This is a genomic window from Pseudomonas sp. R3-57, assembly GCF_051132065.1.
Taxonomy (GTDB): Bacteria; Pseudomonadota; Gammaproteobacteria; order Pseudomonadales; family Pseudomonadaceae; genus Aquipseudomonas.
The window spans coordinates 2,026,877-2,047,969 of sequence record NZ_CP071655.1; the positions used below are offsets into that span (position 1 = coordinate 2,026,877).

15 protein-coding genes are annotated in these 21,093 nt (G+C 60.5%); 9 read left to right on the forward strand and 6 right to left on the reverse strand.

What is annotated here, in order from left to right:
• Positions 1-24 precede the first annotated feature (24 nt).
• Positions 25-549, forward strand: a complete 525-nt coding sequence (locus tag J3P93_RS09250) for a DUF6586 family protein (protein ID WP_434596763.1) — start codon at positions 25-27, stop codon at positions 547-549.
• Between the two features lie 106 nt (positions 550-655).
• The gene (locus tag J3P93_RS09255; protein WP_003226592.1) at positions 656-889 is read left to right on the forward strand and encodes a hypothetical protein; all 234 of its coding nucleotides are present in this window, start codon (positions 656-658) and stop codon (positions 887-889) included.
• A gap of 95 nt (positions 890-984) precedes the next feature.
• Here J3P93_RS09255 and sulA read toward each other — a convergent pair whose 3' ends face one another.
• A complete protein-coding gene (sulA, locus tag J3P93_RS09260) occupies positions 985-1,458 on the reverse strand; it encodes an SOS-induced cell division inhibitor SulA (RefSeq protein WP_434596765.1) in 474 nt (157 codons plus the stop codon).
• A gap of 11 nt (positions 1,459-1,469) precedes the next feature.
• Positions 1,470-2,078 (reverse strand): transcriptional repressor LexA, encoded by a 609-nt coding sequence (gene lexA, locus J3P93_RS09265; protein ID WP_090284744.1) that lies wholly within the window; start codon positions 2,076-2,078, stop codon positions 1,470-1,472.
• 229 nt (positions 2,079-2,307) lie between these two features.
• On the opposite strand from lexA, the gene J3P93_RS09270 reads away from it, so the two are divergent.
• The 4 genes from J3P93_RS09270 to J3P93_RS09285 all read left to right on the forward strand — a co-directional run bounded on the left by J3P93_RS09270 (position 2,308) and on the right by J3P93_RS09285 (position 8,236).
• Positions 2,308-3,015: a TetR/AcrR family transcriptional regulator gene (locus tag J3P93_RS09270; RefSeq protein ID WP_090284742.1), complete on the forward strand. Its 708-nt coding sequence runs from the start codon at positions 2,308-2,310 to the stop codon at positions 3,013-3,015.
• Positions 3,016-3,173: 158 nt separating this feature from the next.
• Positions 3,174-4,184, forward strand: a complete 1,011-nt coding sequence (gene nagZ / locus J3P93_RS09275; protein WP_434596768.1) for a beta-N-acetylhexosaminidase — start codon at positions 3,174-3,176, stop codon at positions 4,182-4,184.
• A gap of 11 nt (positions 4,185-4,195) precedes the next feature.
• Entirely contained in the window at positions 4,196-4,933 is a 738-nt protein-coding gene (locus J3P93_RS09280; RefSeq protein WP_090284738.1) for an S-methyl-5'-thioinosine phosphorylase, read from the forward strand.
• Between the two features lie 9 nt (positions 4,934-4,942).
• The gene (locus J3P93_RS09285; protein ID WP_434596770.1) at positions 4,943-8,236 is read left to right on the forward strand and encodes an SNF2-related protein; all 3,294 of its coding nucleotides are present in this window, start codon (positions 4,943-4,945) and stop codon (positions 8,234-8,236) included.
• A 78-nt stretch (positions 8,237-8,314) separates the two neighbouring features.
• Here the strand turns inward: J3P93_RS09285 and J3P93_RS09290 are convergent, their stop codons facing one another.
• The 3 genes from J3P93_RS09290 to mfd are packed head-to-tail and all read right to left on the reverse strand — an operon-like array spanning position 8,315 to position 15,042.
• On the reverse strand, positions 8,315-11,005 hold the full coding sequence (locus tag J3P93_RS09290; RefSeq protein ID WP_434596772.1) for an SNF2-related protein: 2,691 nt from the start codon (positions 11,003-11,005) through the stop codon (positions 8,315-8,317).
• A gap of 11 nt (positions 11,006-11,016) precedes the next feature.
• The gene (locus J3P93_RS09295) at positions 11,017-11,583 is read right to left on the reverse strand and encodes a CsiV family protein (protein WP_434596775.1); all 567 of its coding nucleotides are present in this window, start codon (positions 11,581-11,583) and stop codon (positions 11,017-11,019) included.
• Between the two features lie 9 nt (positions 11,584-11,592).
• Positions 11,593-15,042 carry a transcription-repair coupling factor gene (gene mfd / locus J3P93_RS09300; protein WP_090284730.1) on the reverse strand — a complete coding sequence of 1,150 codons (3,450 nt, stop codon included), beginning with the start codon at positions 15,040-15,042 and terminating at the stop codon, positions 11,593-11,595.
• Positions 15,043-15,396: 354 nt separating this feature from the next.
• Between mfd and J3P93_RS09305 the strand changes: the two genes are divergently transcribed.
• Positions 15,397-16,860, forward strand: coding sequence for a glyceraldehyde-3-phosphate dehydrogenase (locus J3P93_RS09305; protein WP_016775482.1), 1,464 nt, complete (start codon positions 15,397-15,399; stop codon positions 16,858-16,860).
• A gap of 182 nt (positions 16,861-17,042) precedes the next feature.
• On the opposite strand, the gene J3P93_RS09310 is transcribed toward J3P93_RS09305, so the two are convergent.
• Positions 17,043-18,344 (reverse strand): MFS transporter, encoded by a 1,302-nt coding sequence (locus J3P93_RS09310; protein WP_434596778.1) that lies wholly within the window; start codon positions 18,342-18,344, stop codon positions 17,043-17,045.
• 75 nt (positions 18,345-18,419) lie between these two features.
• On the opposite strand from J3P93_RS09310, the gene J3P93_RS09315 reads away from it, so the two are divergent.
• Both J3P93_RS09315 and sthA read left to right on the forward strand, forming a co-directional pair.
• A complete protein-coding gene (locus J3P93_RS09315) occupies positions 18,420-19,466 on the forward strand; it encodes an FAD:protein FMN transferase (protein ID WP_434596781.1) in 1,047 nt (348 codons plus the stop codon).
• A gap of 201 nt (positions 19,467-19,667) precedes the next feature.
• Positions 19,668-21,062: a Si-specific NAD(P)(+) transhydrogenase gene (sthA, locus tag J3P93_RS09320; protein ID WP_090284726.1), complete on the forward strand. Its 1,395-nt coding sequence runs from the start codon at positions 19,668-19,670 to the stop codon at positions 21,060-21,062.
• Positions 21,063-21,093: the final 31 nt, after the last annotated feature.

A 21,093-nucleotide genomic window follows, 5' to 3' on the forward strand; every position in this document is an offset into this window, starting at 1 on the left:
TATTTCGTCGTGGAGGCTGCCGTCATGGCTCACGAACTTTATACCCGCACCAACCAGAAGATCTATTTCGCCGGCCTGTCGCTGGAAGCCCTGGCTCGCGCCGAGGAAGGCCGGGCAATGAATTCGCTGGCGCTGATTCAGGCCGGGCGTGAATCGACGCTCTTTCACCTCTACGGTGCCTTGCTGGGGCTTTGCCATGAGATCGCAGGTTTCTATCGCCTGCCGCAGGCCAGTGCACCGCGTGCAGAAATGTTGCTGACCCGTGAAGTGCTGGAGTCGATTACGATTCCTGAGCTGGCGGAAATGGTCGAGCTGGCGGGTAATCCGGAAACCTGGCTGGCTAAATTGCTGGCAGCGCATTCCGCTTTGTTTCAGCCACCGCGAGTGCCGCGCAAACCCAAGGGCGACGTTACGCAGCCGTTGATTCAGGCGATCAATCTGGATGAAGAGCAGGCCCCGGAGGAACTGAATCGTGAGGAGCTCGAGAGCTGGCGGCAGAATCTGAAAGGCTTGGCCATCCGTTTCCGCGAAGGCCTGAATGAATGCTGAGGGCGATTGACGCGGTGGCAATCTGAAACATGCTACTGGTCAAGATCCTGAGCGAAGCCCGAATGATGTCTATATAATGCCTGCCTTTCGTGGAGAACAGACTTTTATGCCAACGTCCTTTCTAGAAATTGTCGAGTTACCAGACGGCCGAATCGAACTGCGCAGGGCTGAGGACGAAGGTTCTTTGGTGACACTGGATTTCTCCGAGGATGCCAAAGCGTTCCTGCAGGGTCAGCATGTCGAAATCGCCAAGGCGATGTTGAGCGTCGGCGTGCAAATGGCCGGCCGCATGGTCGAAGGCGAGTTTGATAAGGAAGAAGGGCCGCGGGTTCTTCATTGATCCTGGCCTGTTTTCATCATCAGGCATTGCCGCTTCAGATCGGCTTCTCTGTCCATCGAGAAGCCCTGCGCTTCACACAGCGCGCGTAACAGCCATCAACCCAATCGGATATTCAAGCTCTGCGCATCGCCAGTACGCGCGGCGCTGATCAGTTGCTGGCGCAAACTGGCGTTCAGCGGGTTAAGCCAGGTTACTACAGTGTGACTACGACCCAGTCGCAGTGCTTCGCACGCCAGTTGTTGAGCGCTTTGCGTGCCCCGCGGTTGCAACAGCAGAATGCGTTCGCGGTTCAGGCCGGCATCGCGCAGCCAGGTTTGCGTCAGGCTGGCGGGTGGCGCGATCAGCGTCAGCCAGCGCGCATCCTGATCTTCGCTGAGTTCGCGAAGGATCGGGGCGAGCAGGTTCAGGCAGTTCCCGGCAGCACCGCGCAGTGACAGCTCACTGAATACTTCAGGTTCGGCAGTCCATGGGCGCTCGACCACATCTTTCAGGATCGGCGCCAACGGTTGCGCCAGAAACGCTTCGAACAAAGGCAGTTGTGTTTGCTGAGGGGTATGTGGGAACTGCATAAAGCCTCCTATTAGCGGCGAATGACGCCGACACTCAAGCCTTCGATCACCAGTTCCTGATCCTTCAGGTCGACTTCGATGGGGGCGAACTCCGGGTTTTCGGCAATCAGCCAGACCTTGCTGCCTTCACGCTTGAAGCGTTTGACCGTCACTTCATCGCCGATACGGGCCACGACGACCTGACCGTTGCGTGCTTCACGGGTGGTGTGCACTGCAAGCAGGTCGCCGTCGAAAATGCCGATGTCCTTCATGCTCATGCCGTGGACGCGTAACAGGTAGTCGGCACGGGGATGGAAGAAGGCCGGATTGATATTGCAGGATTCTTCGATGTGCTGCTGGGCCAGAATCGGCGCACCGGCGGCGACCCGGCCAATGATCGGCAGGGTGGAGTCGTCGGGTTTGGCTTCGAAGCCGGGAATGCGGATCCCGCGAGAAGCGCCTGGCGTCATCTCGATGGCGCCTTTGCGGGCCAGCGCCTTGAGGTGTTCTTCGGCGGCATTGGGCGATTTGAAGCCCAGCTCCTGAGCGATTTCCGCGCGGGTTGGCGGATAGCCGTTGTCTTCGAGGCAGCGTTTGATAAAGGCCAGAATCTCGGCTTGGCGTGGCGTCAGCTTTAGCATAATGATCGCTCTGTCTTTTTATACAGTGACTGGGATTATATACAGTGAAGCGATCTTGGCAATCGCCGTTTTTCGGCACGCCGCCAGACGGTCGACAGGCACGCTTTTTAAAGCGCCGGGCTTGTGTGGTTAAATAGCTGACCGACCATTCCCAAAACGAACCGGCAGGCTTGACAATGCATAGGCTGAAACGTATGTTTCAAACAAGTGTTTGTCAGGCGGAGTAGCCATGGCCCAGTCGGAAACCGTTGAACGCATTCTTGATGCTGCCGAGCAGTTGTTCGCGGAGAAAGGTTTCGCGGAAACCTCATTGCGTTTGATTACCAGCAAGGCCGGCGTCAACCTGGCAGCGGTGAACTATCACTTCGGCTCGAAGAAAGCGCTGATTCAAGCAGTGTTCTCGCGTTTTCTCGGGCCGTTCTGCATCAGCCTCGACAAAGAGCTGGAGCGGCGTCAGGCCAAGCCTGACAACAAGCCGACCCTCGAAGAGCTGCTGGAAATTCTCGTCGAGCAGGCGCTGGTGGTTCAACCGCGCAGCGGCAATGACCTGTCGATCTTCATGCGTTTGCTAGGGCTCGCCTTCAGTCAGAGTCAGGGCCACTTGCGCCGTTATCTCGAAGACATGTACGGCAAGGTCTTTCGTCGCTACATGTTGCTGGTTAATGAAGCGGCACCGCGCATTCCACCTATCGAGCTGTTCTGGCGCGTGCACTTCATGCTCGGTGCGGCCGCGTTCAGCATGTCCGGCATCAAGGCCTTGCGGGCGATTGCCGAGACTGATTTCGGCGTCAATACCTCGATCGAGCAGGTGATGCGCCTGATGGTGCCATTCCTCGCCGCCGGCATGCGCGCTGAAACCGGCGTCACTGATGCAGCCATGGCCACCGCGCAGTTGCGTCCGCGCAGCAAATCGACACCGGTCGCCGCCAAGGTTTGACCGCACACGGGTGGGCGCGGCAGCGGGGATCCGCTAAGCTAGCCGCCCATGCCGATTCTCGTTCTGAACCCGATCAACAGAAAAGTCACTGACCTGCCGAGCGCTGCTCACGGCAGCGACTGGCTGCGGGTCGGGTTTTCTGTTTCCAAGGAATTTCTATGACTGCTGGCCTGCAAGGCTCGTTGATGGTGGACGTCGCCGGTACCTGGCTGACGGCCGAAGATCGCCAATTGTTGCGCCAGCCCGAAGTGGGCGGCCTGATCATTTTTGCCCGCAACATCGAGCACCCACGACAGGTGCGCGAGCTCAGCGCGGCGATTCGCGCGGTTCGCCCGGATCTGCTGCTGGCGGTGGATCAGGAAGGCGGTCGGGTGCAGCGTCTGCGTCAGGGCTTCGTGCGTTTGCCGGCGATGCGCGCCATTGCCGATAACCCGAACGCGGAATACCTAGCCGAGCAGTGCGGCTGGATCATGGCCACCGAAGTGCTGGCGGTCGGTCTCGACCTGAGCTTCGCCCCGGTGCTCGATCTGGACTATCAGCGCAGTGCCGTGGTCGGTACCCGTTCGTTCGAAGGCGACCCGGAGCGCACCGCGGTGCTCGCCGGAGCCTTCATTCGCGGCATGAACAGCGCTGGCATGGCCGCCACCGGCAAGCATTTCCCCGGCCACGGTTGGGCCGAGGCGGATTCGCATGTGGCGATCCCGAACGACGAGCGCAGCCTGGAAGAGATCCGCTCCAACGACCTGGTGCCCTTCGCCAGGCTCAGCAAACAGCTGGCTGCGGTAATGCCGGCTCACGTCATTTACCCGCAAGTCGATGCGCAACCGGCCGGTTTCTCTCGCCGCTGGTTGCAGGACATCCTGCGCGGCGAATTGCAGTTTGACGGGGTGATCTTCAGCGATGACCTGTCGATGGCCGGCGCTCACGTGGTCGGCGATGCCGCCAGCCGCATCGAAGCCGCGCTTACCGCCGGTTGCGACATGGGTCTGGTGTGCAACGACCGCGCCGCCGCCGAACTCGCGCTCAGCGCCGCGCAGCGCATGAAGGTCAAGCCGTCCGCGCGTATTGCACGCATGCGTGGTCAGGCCTTTGCCAGCACCGATTATCGTCAGGATCCGCGTTGGCTGACCGCCATCGGCGCGCTCAAAGACGCTCAACTGATCGATTAAGGATTTTCGCTATGACCGTTTACGCAATCATCGGTGGCACCGGGCTGACCCAGCTCGAAGGCTTGAGCATTCGCCAGTCGCTGGCGGTGGACACCCCGTATGGCGCGCCGTCGGCCGAGGTGCAGATTGGCGAGTACGCCGGCAAGGAAGTGCTGTTCCTCGCCCGTCACGGCCATCCGCATCGCTTTCCGCCGCACAAGGTCAACTACCGCGCCAACCTCTGGGCGTTGAAGCAGGCCGGTGCTGAAGCGATCATCGCGGTCAATGCGGTGGGCGGGATTCATTCGGCCATGGGCACCGGGCATTTCTGCGTGCCGCACCAGATCGTCGACTACACCAGCGGCCGCGAGCACACCTTTTTCGCCGATGACCTGGAACACGTCACCCACATCGATTTCAGCTTTCCCTACAGCGAAGCGCTGCGCCAGCGCTTGATCGCCGCCGTCGCCGCCGAAGGCTGCGAGTACAGCGACCAGGGCGTTTATGCCTGCACCCAGGGCCCGCGTCTGGAAACGGTCGCCGAGATCGTGCGCCTGGAGCGTGACGGCTGCGACATCGTCGGTATGACCGGCATGCCGGAAGCCGCGCTGGCGCGAGAACTGGACCTGGATTACGCCTGTCTGGCATTGGTGGTCAATCCGGCGGCGGGCAAGACCACCGAAGTGATCACCATGGCCGAGATCGAGCAGGCGCTGCACGCTGGCATGGGCAAGGTCAAATCGACGTTGGCGCGGGTATTGGCCGGCTAAGGACTGTTCATGAGCGCACTTATCGAGGAGATCCTTTCGCTGCCGTGGACCGACGCGTTCACTAGCAACGCGCTGGCCAAGGCTCGCGCTTATGCGCTAGAGGATCGCGTCGAGATCCTCGAAGTCAATGACAGGCAAATCACCGCATTCTGCGTCGGGTCCAATCAGACAGCCTATGAGCAGACCCTTTCCATAGCCAGGCACCGAGGCGCGGGCGGGCTGCTTTGCTATTGCTCGTGTCCGGTCGGTTTCGACTGCAAGCATTGTGCGGCGGTGCTTTATTGTCTGGATATGAATGTCCGCGAAGCCTTCGGGCAGGAGGCTACGGTTGAGCTCGGTCGCTCACTCGAGCATTGGCTTTCCACGATCCCGGTGGCCGTCCAGCCTGCAGAGGAAAAAACTTCGCAAGCGGCAAGCACGCGGTTGTTTTATCAACTGAAGGCCTCACCGGTTGCCGGCAAGTGGCAGCTGGATATTTTCAAGGTTTATCAGCTCAAGAACGGCGAGCTGCGCGACGTCAAACCGTTATATTCGCTGTCGGACCTGCTGATGCGCCAGCCCGGTTACCTGACCGAGCAGGATCTGCGCATTGCCCGGCTGCTGGTGGCGATGCACTCCCATCACGCCTATTACAGCGGTTATCCGCTGGAGGGCAGCAGCGGTGCCGAACTGCTGGAAATGCTTCTGCGCACGTCGCGCCTGTTTCTCGATTTTCAAACCTTGCAGCCGCTGACGGCAGGCGCCAACCGCAGTGCGCAGTTTGCCTGGGCCGTACAGGCTGACGGCAGTTATCGCCCGCAATGGACAAGTGCCGAGGCGCCGGTGGAAAACGTGCTGGCGCTGGAGCCGCTTTATTACCTGGATCGCGAGCACCGCCAGATCGGCCTGTTACTCAATGATCTCGATGAGAAGCTGGCCTGCCACCTGGCCCTGGCACCGGAGATTCCGGCTCAACAGGCGTTGCAATTCAGTCATCGCATGAGCGCAGCGACCAAAGTGGCGCCACCGCACAAACTGACGGAACGGATCGTCGAGGATATGGCTCCCCAGGGTTATCTGATCCTGGCGAGCGGCAAACGCTACACGCGCTGGGAATACGAGCCAGAGCACCGTGCCGCTTTGCTGTTCACCTACGACGGCCATCCGGCGCAGGATCGCAACCCGGAAGTCATGATTCTGTCGGGCGCCGAGACCCAGCGGATTCAGCGCCAACCGGTCGCCGAAAAAGCCTTGCGTCAACAACTGCAAAAACACGGTTTCAAAAAAGCCTCGCGCAAAAGCAGCATCGATCTTCCGGGTGAGATGTTCACGCTGCCCGATGATTCTGCATGGCTGACCTTTACCCAGCAGGGTATCCCGGTCTTGCGCGATGCTGGCTGGGAGGTCGATGTCGGCAGCAATTTCCATTTCAACGTGGAGCCGGTCGAAGACTGGTACGCCGAGATCGAAGAGGATACCGGTCGGGAGTGGTTCGATCTGCAATTGGGCATTGTCGTCAATGGCGAGCGCCACAGCCTGTTGCCGATTCTTCTGCATCTGCTGCGTAGCCAGCCGCAATTGCTCGATCCTGTTTCCTTGGCAGAGCGCGGTGACGATGAGCTGCTGTTGGTTGAGTTGAAGGGCGGGCGCATTGATGCTGCCGACGGTGGCAAAGTCGCACTGCCTTACGGCCGGGTCAAACCGCTGATGGCCACGCTCAGTGAGTTGTATCTGGGCGGCCATCGCGTTGAAAGCTTACGCTTGAGCGCTCCGGATGCGGCGCGTCTGACACTGCTCGACGGGGTGCCGCTGACGTGGCAGGGCGGCGAACGCCTGCGCAGTTTCGCCCAACGCCTGCGCGAATCGACTTACACACCGGTCGCTGCACCTGCCGGCCTCAACGCGCAGTTGCGTCCGTATCAGCTCGAAGGCCTGAACTGGATGCAGACCCTGCGCGAGCTAGGGGTGGGCGGCATTCTCGGCGATGACATGGGGCTGGGCAAAACCCTGCAGACCCTGGCGCATTTGCTGACGGAAAAACAGGCCGGGCGCCTTGAACAACCGGCCTTGGCGGTCATGCCCACCAGCCTGATTCCCAACTGGCTGGACGAGGCGCAGCGCTTCACCCCGCAACTGAAGGTGCTGGCGCTGCACGGATCGGCCCGGCAAAAAGACTTCGCCAGCCTGAGCGAATACGATCTGGTGCTGACCACCTATGCGTTGCTGCCACGGGATCTGGAAGTGCTGCAACCGCAGCCGTGGAGTGTGCTGATTCTCGATGAAGCGCAAAACATCAAGAACCCGGTGAGCAAGGCCGCTCAGGCTGCCCGCGATTTGCAGGCCGATCAGCGCCTGTGCCTGAGCGGCACGCCGCTGGAAAATCACCTGGGCGAGCTTTGGTCGCAGTTCCACTTCCTGATGCCGGGTTGGCTGGGCGACAGCAAAACCTTCAATCGCGACTACCGCACGCCGATCGAAAAACACGGCAATACCGGACGCATGCAGCACCTGACCGCGCGGATAAAACCGTTCCTGCTGCGCCGCAAGAAAGATCAGGTCGCTACAGAGCTGCCGCCGAAAACCGAAATCGTCCATTGGGTCGAGCTCAGCGATGGTCAGCGCGATGTCTATGAAACTGTGCGCGTGGCCATGGACAAAAAGGTCCGCGACGAAATCGCCCGCAGCGGCGTCGCACGCAGCCAGATCATCATTCTCGATGCCTTGCTCAAGCTGCGTCAGGTCTGCTGTGACCTGCGTTTGATCAATACACCGCTGACGGCCAAAGCGCTGCGTTCCGGCAGCGGCAAACTGCTCAGCCTCATGGAAATGCTCGAAGAGTTGCTCGGCGAAGGGCGGCGGATTCTGCTGTTCTCGCAGTTCACCTCGATGCTGGCATTGATCGAGCAGGAATTGCAGCAGCGCGGGATCGGCTATTCCCTGCTGACCGGCGATACCACTGATCGGCGTACGCCAGTGAAGGATTTTCAGGGCGGCAAGGTGCCGCTGTTTCTGATCAGCCTCAAGGCCGGTGGCACTGGTTTGAATCTGACCGCCGCCGACACGGTGATTCACTTCGATCCGTGGTGGAACCCGGCGGTGGAAAATCAGGCTACCGATCGGGCGTATCGAATCGGCCAGAACAACCCGGTGTTCGTGTACAAGCTGATTGCCAAAGGCACCGTTGAGGAAAAGATCCAGGCATTGCAGCAGGAGAAAGCCGCGCTGGCCGGAGCGGTGCTGGAGGGTGGAACGACGGGTGGTTTCAAATTGGAGCAGGGCGATATCGAGGCGCTGTTTGCGCCGTTGCCTGTTTCCAAGGAGTGAGCCCTGAGTGATTGCGCAATATCGGGTGGCCCCATCGCTGGCTTGCCAGCGAAAGCTATCTAATCAGCGACGCCGATTTCAACGCTTCTCAAGCTTGTCCGGCAACGGCGCAAACAGCGCTTCGATATCATCACTCTGCAACTTCCAGTCGCCGGCCTTGCGTCCGTCGAGCACGCCCGCAGCGAGGTCGGATTTTTCCTTTTGCAGGTGCTGAATCTTCTCTTCCACTGTCCCGCGGGCAATCATCTTGTAGACGAATACCGGTTTTTCCTGGCCGATCCGATACGCCCGGTCTGTCGCTTGATTCTCGGTCGCCGGGTTCCACCACGGGTCGTAGTGAATCACCGTGTCCGCCTCGGTCAGGTTCAGCCCCACACCGCCAGCCTTCAGACTGATCAGAAAGATCTGACGTTTGCCGCTCTGGAACTCCTTCACTGGCGTGCGCCGATCACGGGTCTGACCGGTCAGCAGTGCGTAGGCGATCTTGCGTTTTTTCAGTTCGTCTTCGATCAGCGCGAGCATCGAGGTGAACTGGGAAAACAGCAAAATCCGCCGCCCTTCCTCAAACAGCTCTTCGAGCATTTCCATCAGGCTATCGAGCTTGCCCGAGGTGCTGCCGCGGGCGGGCAGGGTGGCGTCATTGACCAGGCGCAGATCGCAGCAGACCTGACGTAGCTTGAGCAGTGCTTCGAGAATGATGATCTGGCTGCGCGCCACGCCCTTGCGGGTGATCTCGTCGCGGACTTTTTTGTCCATGGCCAGGCGCATGGTTTCGTAGACGTCGCGCTGCGCTTCGTTGAGATCGACCCAATGGATGATCTCGGTTTTCGGCGGCAACTCGGTCGCCACCTGCTCTTTGGTGCGGCGCAGCAGAAACGGTTTGATCCGGCCGTTGAGGTGCTGAAGCCTGACTTCACTGCCGCGCTTTTCAATCGGCACACGGTAATCGGCGTTGAAGCTTTTCACATCGCCGAGCCAGCCCGGCAGCAGGAAGTGGAACAGCGACCACAGTTCGCCGAGGTGGTTTTCCAGCGGCGTGCCGCTCAGGCACAGGCGTTGGCGTGCATTCAGCTCGCGCGCAGCTTGTGCGGCTTTGCTGTTGGGATTCTTGATGTATTGCGCCTCATCCAGCACCAATACGTGCAGCGGCTGTTTCGCCAGACGCTCGACGTCTTTGGGCAGTAGCGCATAGGTGGTCAGGATCAGGTCGAAATCCGCGAGGTGGTCAAAGTGCTTTTTGCGAGTGGCGCCGTACAGCGCGACCACTTTCAATTGCGGCGTGAAGTGCGCGGCTTCGTCGAGCCAGTTCGGAATCAGGCTGGTCGGCATCACCACCATGCACGGCCGATCAAGGCGCCCGGCGTTTTTCTCGCTGAGAATATGCGCCAGGGTCTGTAGGGTTTTGCCCAGACCCATGTCATCCGCGAGAATCCCGCCGACTTCCAGTTGCCGCAGCGATTGCATCCAGCTCAAGCCTTCGAGCTGATAAGGGCGCAAGGTTGCGTTCAGACCTTCAGGCGCTTCAGCGCTGAAGTCGCGGATGTCGCGCAAGCGCTGGGCAAACGTGCGGATCTGTTCGCCACCCTCCCACAGCAGCGGAATGCCCTCCAGCGAATTGAGGCGTGTGGCATCCGCCTTGCTCAGGCGCAGGGTGGTTTCGCCCGGTTCCTGCAAATAGAACTCGCCCAGCGTCATCAACACCGGTTTCAAACGGCCGAGCGGCAGCGCCACTTGCAGCGGCCCGTGTTCGCTGTTGCGTTGCGGAATGTTGACCAGAATCAGCTCGTCATCGCGACGCCGGGCCAGGCGTTCCGGGTTGAGGATTTCCGCGTGCGAGCGCATCAGGTTAAGCAGGATCGGCAGCAGGCTCAGGCGTTCGCCGTTGACGATGATGCCCAGCTCCAGATCGAACCAGTCGCGTTCCGGCGCCTGTTCGACGGTGGCGTACCAGTCATCGACGGCGGTCAGATCGAAACCGAATTCTTCGTCGATCTGCAGTTCCCAGCCCTGACTGCGCAACTTCGGCAGGTCGTTGAGGGTGAAGGTCAGCCAGGCGCTGTCGTTGACCATTTCATACAGTTCGCCGGCGCTCTCCGGCAGGGCTTTGCTCTGTCTTGTGGCGATGCGGAAACCGAGAATACGCAATTGCTCGCGGTAGGACTGCTCGACGTCGGGGTGGCGTTTGACGCGCAGGGTCTGGGTGTCCTGACGAATCAGAATGTCGCTGTTTTTCTGCCCGCTGACGTACTCGTCCAGATAGCTGAACGACAGCGCCGCGCGGTGCTGGATATAGCGCTGCATGCGCCCGTTGCGTGGTTCGAAGGCGCTGAACTCGACGCTGGCCAGCCACAGGCGCGGCAACGGTTGCACGTTGTCGACCAGCACTTGTGGCGGCGCTTTCGGGCCGCGGTTTTCCAGCACTGCCTGGAGCTTTTCAAGCAACTCGGCGTCTTTGGCGGCGGCGGGGTAGTCGAGGGTTTCCTGGACTTTCAGCAGCACCGCCGCGCAGTGTTTGCAGTTGTTGCGAACGGGGCAGGTGCAACCGGCGTCGACCAGCAACAAGGTGCCTTTGGCCGACTCGCGCAAGTGAATGGTCTGACGGTAGACACTGCCGCCAGAGCCTTCGCAACTGGCGGTGATGGTCGCATCGCCGACCTGGGCGATGCGCACGCGGTTTTCCAGGGCATAGCGGCGGCCGCGCTCCAGGCTCTGTTCCTTGAACCGGCTGACCCACGAGGGTGCCAACGGTTTGCTCAGGGGCGGTGACATAGGGACTTCGATCAGTCCGGTACGACTTCAGGCGCTTCCCGTGGCGCAGGTGCGGTCAGGGAAGTGATCTTGATCAGCAGGGCCAGGTGGCCGTTGTCGAGGTAATTGAGCTGGCCATTCTTGGTGTGGCTGTCCTGTTTCAGGCGCTCACTGGCGGTGACCAGGCCATTGGCGTCGATCTGATTGACCCAGAAATCGGCGCTCACATCGGTGAAGCGGCCGAGTTTCATTTCCAGCGTGCCCTCGATCGGGAACTGACCGAATTGCTCCTGCCCGTCGCTGACCGCCACTTTCGCCGGCGTTTCGCCCAGCGTCTGCTGCCAGGCCTTGTGCACCAGTACGGTGTAGTCGCCGCTGGCGCCAAGTTTGCTGACCACGTCGTTCAACGCTGGCGTGCGTTGGCTGTCATCGCTCAAACGCTGTGCGCCGGCGGCCCAGTCTTCCGGTGCGGCGCGGCTGACGATGGCGGGTACGGCATTCTGGCGCACCAGAATCATTTCGACCTGATAGGTATCGTCGGCAAATGCCGCAGGTGCTACCAAAGCCAGTAGCAAAGTCAGCGAGCGAAACAGGCGCATTGGGCGTCCTTAAACAGTTTTCGGGAGGAGGCGCTCGAACAGCGCCTCTACAGTATTAAAGCGCTCTTCCGGGCGTTCCATCGGCACCTGGAACTTGAACATCGTCGCGCCTTCGAATTTGTAGCGTTTTGGTTGCGTCTGGATCAGCTTGATCAGCGTCATCGGGTCCACCGGCGTCTGCGCCTCGAACTCGATTCGGCCACCTTGCGGGCCGCCGTCGACTTTCTTGATGCCGAGCTTTTCTGCCTGCAATTTCAGTGCGGTGATGCGCACCAGATTCTTGGTCGGCTCCGGCAGCAAGCCGAAACGGTCGATCATCTCGACCTGTAGATCTTTCAGGCCTTCCTCGTCGGTGGCCGAGGCGATGCGTTTATACAGAATCAGACGTGCATGGACATCCGGCAGATAGTCTTCCGGAATCAGCGCCGGCACCCGCAGATTGACCTCCGGGCCGCCACCGAGCGGTTGATCGAGGTTGGGTTGCTCGCCCTTGCGGATCGACTTCACCGCGCGTTCGAGCATTTCCATGTACAGCGTGAAGCCCACGGCCTGAATCTGCCCGCTCTGGCCATCGCCGAGCAATTCGCCGGCGCCACGGATTTCCAGATCGTTGGTCGCCAGCACAAAACCGGCGCCGAGGTCCTGCGTGTTGGCGATCGCTTCGAGGCGCTTTTCCGCGTCCGAGGTGATTTGCTGGCGCGGCGGGGTCAGCAGGTAGGCGTAAGCCTGGTGGTGACTGCGGCCGACTCGGCCACGCAACTGGTGCAGCTGCGCCAGGCCGAACTTGTCGGCGCGCTCGATGATGATGGTGTTGGCGCTCGGCACGTCGATACCCGTCTCGATGATGGTCGAGGCGATCAGCACGTTGAAACGCTTGTGATAGAAATCGCTCATCACCTGCTCGAGTTCACGCTCGCGCATCTGCCCGTGGCCGATACCGATACGGGCTTCCGGTACCAGTTCAGCGAGGTCGGCGGCGCATTTCTCGATGGTCTTCACATCGTTGTGCAGGTAGTAGACCTGACCGCCACGCAGCAGCTCACGCAGCAGGGCTTCCTTGACCGTGCTCTTGTTCTGCTCCATGACGAAGGTGCGCACCGACAAGCGTCGTGCCGGCGGCGTGGCGATGATCGACAGGTCGCGCATGCCCGACACCGCCATGTTCAGCGTGCGCGGGATTGGCGTTGCGGTCAGGGTCAGGATGTCGACTTCGCTGCGCAGGGCCTTGAGCTGTTCTTTCTGGCGCACCCCGAAACGGTGTTCTTCGTCGATGATCACCAGCCCGAGGTTTTTGATCTTCACATCGTCGGACAGCAGCTTGTGCGTGCCGATGACGATGTCGATCTTGCCCTCGGCCAGATCAGCGATGGCCGCGTTGACTTCCTTGGCGGACTTGAAGCGGCTCATCACTTCCACGGTCACTGGCCAGTCAGCGAAGCGGTCGCGGAAGCTGTTGTAGTGCTGCTGGGCGAGGAGGGTGGTCGGCACCAGAATCGCCACCTGCCGCCCGCCGTGCACGGCAATGAACGCCGCGCGCATGGCCACTTCGGTCTTGCCGAAACCGACGTCGCCGCAGACCAGCCGGTCCATCGGTTTCGGCGCGAGCATGTCTTCGCGTACGGCTTCGATGGTCGATTGCTGATCGGGGGTTTCTTCGAACGGGAAGCCGGCGCTGAACGTCGCGTAATCGGCTTTCGGATCGGCAAATGCGTAGCCTTCACGGGCGGCACGACGGGCATAGATGTCGAGCAGTTCGGCGGCGACGTCACGCACCTGTTCGGCGGCTTTGCGCTTGGCTTTCTGCCAGGTTTCCGAGCCGAGGCGATGCAGCGGCGCCAGCGAGTCGTCGCTTCCGGTATAACGCGCGATCAGGTGCAGGTTGGCCACCGGCACATAGAGCTTGGCGTTCTCGGCGTATTCCAGGGTGAGGAATTCGGCAGCCTGATTGTCGATTTCCAGAATTGTCAGGCCCAGATAGCGGCCGACACCGTGGTCGATGTGCACCACCGGCGCGCCTTCGCGCAGTTCGGTGAGGTTCTTGATCACCGCGTCATTGCTGACGTCGCTGCGTTTCTCACGACGGCGGCGTTGCATGACGCGCTGCCCGAACAGCGGACTTTCCGCGACCAGCGCCAGCGCCGGATCGTCGAGCGCCATACCTTCATCAAGTGGCGCAATGGTGATCGCCAGACGATCCTTGCTTGCAACAAAATCCGGCCAGCTATCGACGGTTTTCGGCCGCAGCTTCAGGCGTTCGAGCAACTCCAGCAACACCTCGCGACGGCCCGCGGATTCGGCGGTGAACAGCACCCGACCGGGGAACTCATCGAGGAACGCGGCGAGCGCGGCCAGCGGTTGTGTGGCTTTGGCTTCGATCGCCAGATCCGGCAGCGCGTGCGCCGGAAAACGTTCGCGGCCGACACCGGTTTCCACGTCCTGTTGGCTGGCCACCACACGCGGCCAGCTTTTCAGGCGGGCGAAGCAGTCTTCGACCGGCAGGAACAATTCGGCCGGCGGCAACAAAGGACGCGAAGGATCGACGCGGCGTTCTTCATAACGATTGCGCACGTCGTTCCAGAAATTCTCCGCGGCCTGCTCGATGCCCGGCAGCGAAAACACTTGCGTGTCCTGCGGCAGGTAATCGAACAGCGTCGAGGTTTCGTCAAAGAACAGCGGCAGGTAGTACTCGATACCGGCCGGTGTGATGCCGCTGCTCAGGTCCTGAAAGATCGGGCAGCGACGGAAATCGACGTCGAAGCGCTCACGGAAACGCGCCTTGAAGCGCGTGACCGCGTCTTTCTGCAGCGGAAATTCTCGCGCCGGCAGCAGCTTGACCGATTCGACTTTGTCGATCGAACGCTGGGTTTCCGGATCGAAGGTGCGCAGGGTTTCGATTTCGTCGTCGAACAGATCGATACGATAGGGCAGTTTGCTGCCCATCGGGAACAGATCGATCAGCGCGCCGCGGACGGTGAATTCGCCGTGCTCATACACCGTGTCGACGTAGCGATAGCCGCTGGCTTCAAGCCGCGAGCGCATCTGCTCGACGTCGAGCTTCTGACCGATATCCAGCACCAGACTGCTGCCAAGCAGGAATCGGGTCGGCGCCAGACGATGCAAGGCCGTGGTAATCGGCACCACCAGCACGCCATGCACCAGTTCCGGCAGCCTGTATAAGGCAGCGATACGCTGGGAGATGATGTCCTGGTGCGGCGAGAACAGGTCGTAGGGCAGGGTTTCCCAGTCGGGGAAATGCAGAACGGGCAAATCCGGGGCGAAGAAACTCAGCTCCTGTTCCAGCCGTTCAGCGCTCTGGCTGTCGGCGGTCAGTAGCAGGGTGAAGCGCTTGGCAGCGCTGGCAGCCTCGGCAATCGCCAGACTGAGGGCAGCACCGGGCAGATTGCCCCAGTGCTGTTTGCCTGCCTCGGCAGGAAGTAGCGGTAGACGCAGAACAGGCACGGAAGGTTGAGCTCCAGGCTTTGCGACAAAGTCGGTAATTGTAGCGGCGTCCGGTGCCGGCTGTCAGTTGCAGACTGCGTCTATCTTCGCTGTTTTGACGAAATGTAGTGGTAACCATAAAAAAGAGCAGTTTTTATAGGGTTATGTAGTGCCGAAACCGGGTGGTGTTACGGAGGGTTACAGACATCGTCTAACACTCGTCGAAAAATTGACTACGCTGCAGGCCGCGTATTTACTGGGCTGGCGCGGGGCGTAATTTTTTTGAACGGAAATTTGTTACCGATTGCGCGACAAGCGCGCATTGCTACGGCAGGTTGTCGGCGGCATAATGTAGCCCCTTTTTTCTGCCCCTACATGTGGAAGGTTACCGTGACTCAGAAGCCCGACCAGTGTCTTGGTGAATGGATCGACCGTGAAGCACTCGCAGAAGCGATGATTCCGCTTATCGGTCAGCTCTACCGCAATAACAACGTGGTGAGCTCGATCTATGGCCGCAGTCTGATCAACCAGTCTGTCATCGCGATTCTCAAAGCCCACCGCTTTGCTCGCCACCGTTCTTCCGACGACAGCGAACTCTCCGTCCACGAAACATTCCCGCTGCTCAAAGCCATGAGCGAGCTCAAGCTCGGCGCGGCTTCGGTGGATCTGGGCAAGCTGGCGTTCAAATTCCGTAACGAAGGCAATGGCCGCAGCGCCGAGCAGTTCGTTCGTGAAGAGATGGCTGACGTGGTTGGTCAGCAGAACGCTTCCGCACGTAAAGGCACCGACGTCGTGCTGTACGGCTTCGGTCGTATCGGCCGCCTGCTGGCGCGCATCCTGATCGAGAAAACCGGTGGTGGCGACGGCCTGCGTCTGCGCGCCATTGTCGTGCGCAAAGGCGCCGAAAACGACCTGACCAAACGCGCCAGCCTGCTGCGCCGCGATTCGGTACATGGTTCGTTCAACGGCACCATTACCATCGACGAAGAAAACAACACCATCACCGCCAACGGTAACCTGATCCAGGTGATCTACGCGAAGAACCCGACCGAGGTGGATTACACCCAGTACGGCATCAAAGACGCGCTGCTGGTGGACAATACCGGTGTATGGCGTGACGCCGATGGCCTCGGTCAGCACCTGGCCTGCCCGGGTATCGACCGCGTTGTTCTGACCGCGCCTGGCAAGGGCAAGCTGAAGAATATCGTTCACGGCATCAACCACGGTGAAATCACTGCTGACGACAAGATCGTGTCTGCGGCGTCCTGCACCACCAACGCCATCGTGCCGGTGCTGAAAGCGGTAAATGACAAGTTCGGCATCATCAACGGTCACGTCGAAACCGTTCACTCGTACACCAACGACCAGAACCTGATCGACAACTTCCACAAGGGCGATCGTCGTGGCCGCAGCGCCGCGCTGAACATGGTGATCACCGAGACCGGTGCTGCCACCGCTGCTGCCAAGGCTCTGCCTGAGCTGGCCGGCAAGCTGACCGGTAACGCGATCCGCGTTCCGACGCCAAACGTGTCGATGGCCATTCTCAACCTCAACCTTGAGAAAGCCGCCACCCGTGAAGAGATGAACGAGTACCTGCGCTACATGGCGCTGCACTCCGAGCTGCACAAGCAGATCGACTTCGTCAATTCGCAGGAAGTGGTGTCCACCGACTTCGTTGGCTCGCGCCACGCCGGCGTGGTCGACGCCGAAGCGACCATCGTTCAGGACAACCGCGTTGTGCTGTACGTCTGGTACGACAACGAGTTTGGCTACAGCTGCCAGGTGGTTCGCGTGATGGAAGACATGGCTGATGTAAATCCGCCAGCGTTCCCGCGCTAAGCATTAGCTGCACATGAAAACGCCCCGACTTGTGTCGGGGCGTTTTTTTATGCCTGAAAAATCTTCATAGCCTGTTGCGGCCCCATCGCTGGCAAGCCAGCTCCCACAGGGTCTTGGGGTGCGAATGCAATCGTATAACCGCCCAGTAAACCTGTGGAAGCTGGCTTGCCAGCGATGGCGTCCTATCGGGCGCCGCCAGGGATGGCCGCTTGCGCCGTCCGCAGTTCATGCTTGTTGCCACGGAACAACACCAGCGTCGCGATCAACCCCAGCACCGCCGCGCCACTCAGCCAGATCCCCGGCGCAGCCTTGTTGTCCAGCACATGAATCAGGTAAGTGCACGCCGCCGGGGTGAAGCCGCCGAACGTCGCGGTCGCCAGGCTGTAGGCCAGCGAGAATCCGGTGGTGCGCACTTCGACCGGCATGATTTCGGTCAGCGCCACGACCATCGCACCGTTGTACGAGCCGTACAGGAACGACAGCCACAATTCGACGATCAGCAAATGGCTGAAACTCGGATTCGCCACCAGCCACGACAGCGCCGGGTACGCGGTCAGAATTGCCAGAATCGTCGCCGCGAGCAGCAGCGGCTTGCGCCCGATCCGGTCGGACACCGAACCCATCACCGGCAGCCAGAAGAAGTTCGACAAGCCGATGCACACCGTCACCAGCAATGCATCGAGATCGGACAGCTGCAGTTCGGCCTTGCCGAAGGTCGGGGTGTAGGCGGTGATCAGGTAGAACGACACCGTGGTCATCACTACCAGCGCCATACCGGCGATGACGATGCCAAAGTTCTGCCCGATCGAGCGGACAATTTCGCGCAGGGTAGGGCGATGTTTTCTGGCCTGGAACTCGGGTGTTTCCTCCAGCGAGCGGCGAATGACGAAGATCACCGGCACGATCATGCAGCCGATCAGGAACGGCACGCGCCAGCCCCAGTCGCCCATCTGCTCGGGGCTCAGCCAATGGTTGAGGCCGACGCCGAGCAGTCCGGCGAAGACCACCGCCGCTTGCTGGCTGGCGGACTGCCAACTGACGAAAAAGCCTTTACGCCCCGGCGTGGAAATTTCTGCCAGATACACCGAGACACCGCCCAGCTCGACGCCCGCCGAGAAGCCCTGCAGCAAACGACCGAGCAGCACCAGCAGCGGCGCGGCAACGCCGAGCGTCGCATAGCCCGGCACACAGGCGATCAGCACCGTGCCGGCGGCCATCATTGCCAGAGTAATGATCAGGCCTTTGCGCCGACCGTGGCGGTCGATGTAGGCGCCGAGGAAAATTGCCCCGAGCGGGCGCATCAGGAAACCGGCGCCGAAGGTCGCCAGCGATAGCATCAGCGACGCGAAGGCGCTGTCGGTGGGAAAGAAGGTCTTGGCAATGGCCGTGGCGTAAAAGCCGTAGACCATGAAGTCGAACATCTCGAGGAAGTTGCCGCTGACAACGCGAAAGATCGCTTTGCCGGTGCCCGGGCTGGTGGACATGGTCGGTTACTCACTGTTTCAATTTTATAAAAAGGCGTGCCGCCCGGCAGGAGCACGCGGGCGCTGTAGTTCATAATGGCCGCCATGGTTTTGCGCAGAGATGAAGATTTGTTAACTGGACGCTGGGCGGGGCTTGTGATGTTGGCGACGGTGTTGGCCGGCTGCGGCAATGGCGACACTCAGGAGGTGGTCGGCGGCGCGACCATGGGCAGCACGTGGTCGGTCAAATATGTGCGCCACGCTGGGCTCGCCGATCCCGGGCAAGTTCGTCGCGAAGTGGAAGTCATCCTCGGCGAAGTCGACCGTCAGTTGTCCACTTATCGCAATGATTCGGACATCGAACGTTTCAATGCTTTGCCGGCCAACAGTTGTCAGACCATGCCGGCATCGGTGCTCGAATTGATTGGTGTCGGCGAAAAGCTTGCAGTTGAAAGCGAAGGGTCCTACGACCTCACCGTCGAGCCGTTGATGAATCTGTGGGGCTTCGGTCCGCAAGGTCGGCAGGAGAAGATCCCTTCCAGCGCTGCCGTCGCCGAGGTGATGCAGCGTGTCGGCCACCGGCATCTGCGCATCGACGGCGAGCGATTGTGCAAGGACGCAGCCGTCGAAGTCGATTTCAACAGCCTCGCCGCGGGTTACGCGGTCGATACCATCGCCGCCAGGCTGCAGGCCATGGGCATCGACAATTACCTGGCCGAAGCCACGGGCGAGTTGAAGGCGCAAGGCAGCAAAGCCGACGGCTCGCCCTGGCGCATCGCGCTGGAAGCACCGCGCGATGATCAGCAGGTCGCTGAGCGCGTCATTGAAATCGACGGATACGCGGTCTCGACCTCTGGCGACTACCGTAACTATTTTCTCCAGGACGGTCGGCGCTATTCCCACACCTTCGATGCCCGCAGCGGCGCACCTGTCCTGCATGACCTGGCGTCCGTCACGGTGATTCATCCTTCAGCGTTGATGGCCGATGGACTATCGACGCTGTTGCTGACTCTCGGCCCGCAAAGGGCAATGGACTATGCCCAAACGCATGACGTTGCTGCATTCTTTGTCGAGCGTGCCGATACAGGTTTTGTCATCCGCAGCAGTCCGGCGTTCGAGCGGCTGGTTGGCGCAAAAAACTGACTGAAGACAACACGAAAGCTGGCGTTGTAGTGCAGGCAAAAGTAGCCTACGACGCGACCAAGGGTTAATGTGCGCGGCGTTGACGCTTCTATAGACTGTGTCCGGGTTCTGTACTGGCCCCCAATTGTTCCTTCGCGCCGCCGTTCGGCGTGATTTAGCCGCCGGTGCTGCTGGCACCGCGGCCTGTTCTGAGGAGTACGCATGGCTGTCTACAACTACGACGTGGTGGTACTGGGTTCCGGCCCGGCGGGAGAAGGCGCGGCAATGAACGCCGCCAAAGCGGGGCGCAAGGTCGCGATGGTCGACAGCCGTCGCCAGGTCGGCGGCAACTGCACCCACCTCGGCACCATCCCGTCCAAGGCACTGCGTCACTCGGTGCGGCAGATCATGCAGTTCAACACCAACCCGATGTTCCGCGCGATCGGTGAGCCACGCTGGTTCTCCTTCCCGGACGTGTTGAAAAGCGCCGAAAAAGTCATTTCCAAGCAAGTCGCTTCGCGCACCGGCTACTACGCCCGCAACCGCGTCGACGTGTTCTTCGGCACCGGCAGCTTCGCCGACGAGCAGACCATCGAAGTGGTGTGCGGCAATGGCGTGGTGGAAAAACTGGTGGCCAAGCACATCATCATCGCCACCGGCTCGCGCCCGTATCGCCCGGCCGACATCGATTTCCACCACCCGCGTATCTACGATAGCGACACCATCCTCAGCCTCGGCCACACCCCGCGCAAACTGATCGTTTACGGCGCTGGCGTGATCGGCTGCGAATACGCCTCGATCTTCAGCGGTCTGGGTGTGCTGGTGGAACTGGTCGATAACCGTGGGCAATTGCTGAGCTTCCTCGACTCGGAAATCTCCCAGGCGTTGAGCTACCACTTCAGCAATAACAACATTACCGTGCGCCACAACGAGGACTACGACCGCGTTGAAGGCGTCGACAACGGCGTGATCCTGCACCTCAAGTCCGGCAAGAAGATCAAGGCCGACGCCTTGCTCTGGTGCAACGGCCGTACCGGCAACACCGATCAGTTGGGTCTGGAAAACATCGGCGTCAAGGTCAACAGCCGTGGCCAGATCGAAGTCGACCAGAACTACCGCACCTGTGTAGAGAACATCTACGGTGCCGGCGACGTGATCGGCTGGCCGAGCCTGGCCAGTGCCGCTCACGACCAGGGCCGTTCGGCGGCGGGCAGCATCGTCGACAACGGTAGCTGGCGCTTCGTCAATGATGTGCCGACCGGGATCTACACCATTCCGGAGATCAGCTCGATCGGCAAGAACGAGCAGGAGCTGACCCAGGCGAAGGTGCCGTACGAAGTCGGCAAGGCGTTCTTCAAGAGCATGGCGCGGGCGCAGATCGCCGGCGAGCCGCAAGGCATGCTGAAGATTCTCTTCCACCGCGAAACCCTGGAAGTGCTCGGCGTGCATTGCTTCGGTTATCAGGCCTCGGAGATCGTCCACATTGGTCAGGCGATCATGAACCAGCCGGGCGAGCTGAACACGCTGAAGTATTTCGTCAACACGACGTTCAACTACCCGACCATGGCCGAAGCCTATCGGGTAGCCGCGTACGACGGCCTCAACCGGCTTTTTTGACGGGCTCCGGCCGGTGGCCTGAGCCGGCCGG

Excerpts from the sequence above, each read along its gene's own strand:
- sulA (WP_434596765.1), bottom strand. The coding sequence starts at position 1,458 with ATGCAGTTCCCACATACCCCTCAGCAAACACAACTGCCTTTGTTCGAA.
- J3P93_RS09290 (WP_434596772.1), bottom strand. The coding sequence starts at position 11,005 with ATGTCACCGCCCCTGAGCAAACCGTTGGCACCCTCGTGGGTCAGCCGG.
- J3P93_RS09285 (WP_434596770.1), top strand. The coding sequence starts at position 4,943 with ATGAGCGCACTTATCGAGGAGATCCTTTCGCTGCCGTGGACCGACGCG.
- J3P93_RS09280 (WP_090284738.1), top strand. The coding sequence starts at position 4,196 with ATGACCGTTTACGCAATCATCGGTGGCACCGGGCTGACCCAGCTCGAA.
- J3P93_RS09310 (WP_434596778.1), bottom strand. The coding sequence starts at position 18,344 with ATGTCCACCAGCCCGGGCACCGGCAAAGCGATCTTTCGCGTTGTCAGC.
- lexA (WP_090284744.1), bottom strand. The coding sequence starts at position 2,078 with ATGCTAAAGCTGACGCCACGCCAAGCCGAGATTCTGGCCTTTATCAAA.
- J3P93_RS09295 (WP_434596775.1), bottom strand. The coding sequence starts at position 11,583 with ATGCGCCTGTTTCGCTCGCTGACTTTGCTACTGGCTTTGGTAGCACCT.
- J3P93_RS09255 (WP_003226592.1), top strand. The coding sequence starts at position 656 with ATGCCAACGTCCTTTCTAGAAATTGTCGAGTTACCAGACGGCCGAATC.
- J3P93_RS09305 (WP_016775482.1), top strand. The coding sequence starts at position 15,397 with ATGTGGAAGGTTACCGTGACTCAGAAGCCCGACCAGTGTCTTGGTGAA.
- J3P93_RS09270 (WP_090284742.1), top strand. The coding sequence starts at position 2,308 with ATGGCCCAGTCGGAAACCGTTGAACGCATTCTTGATGCTGCCGAGCAG.
- J3P93_RS09315 (WP_434596781.1), top strand. The coding sequence starts at position 18,420 with ATGGCCGCCATGGTTTTGCGCAGAGATGAAGATTTGTTAACTGGACGC.
- J3P93_RS09250 (WP_434596763.1), top strand. The coding sequence starts at position 25 with ATGGCTCACGAACTTTATACCCGCACCAACCAGAAGATCTATTTCGCC.
- nagZ (WP_434596768.1), top strand. The coding sequence starts at position 3,174 with ATGACTGCTGGCCTGCAAGGCTCGTTGATGGTGGACGTCGCCGGTACC.
- sthA (WP_090284726.1), top strand. The coding sequence starts at position 19,668 with ATGGCTGTCTACAACTACGACGTGGTGGTACTGGGTTCCGGCCCGGCG.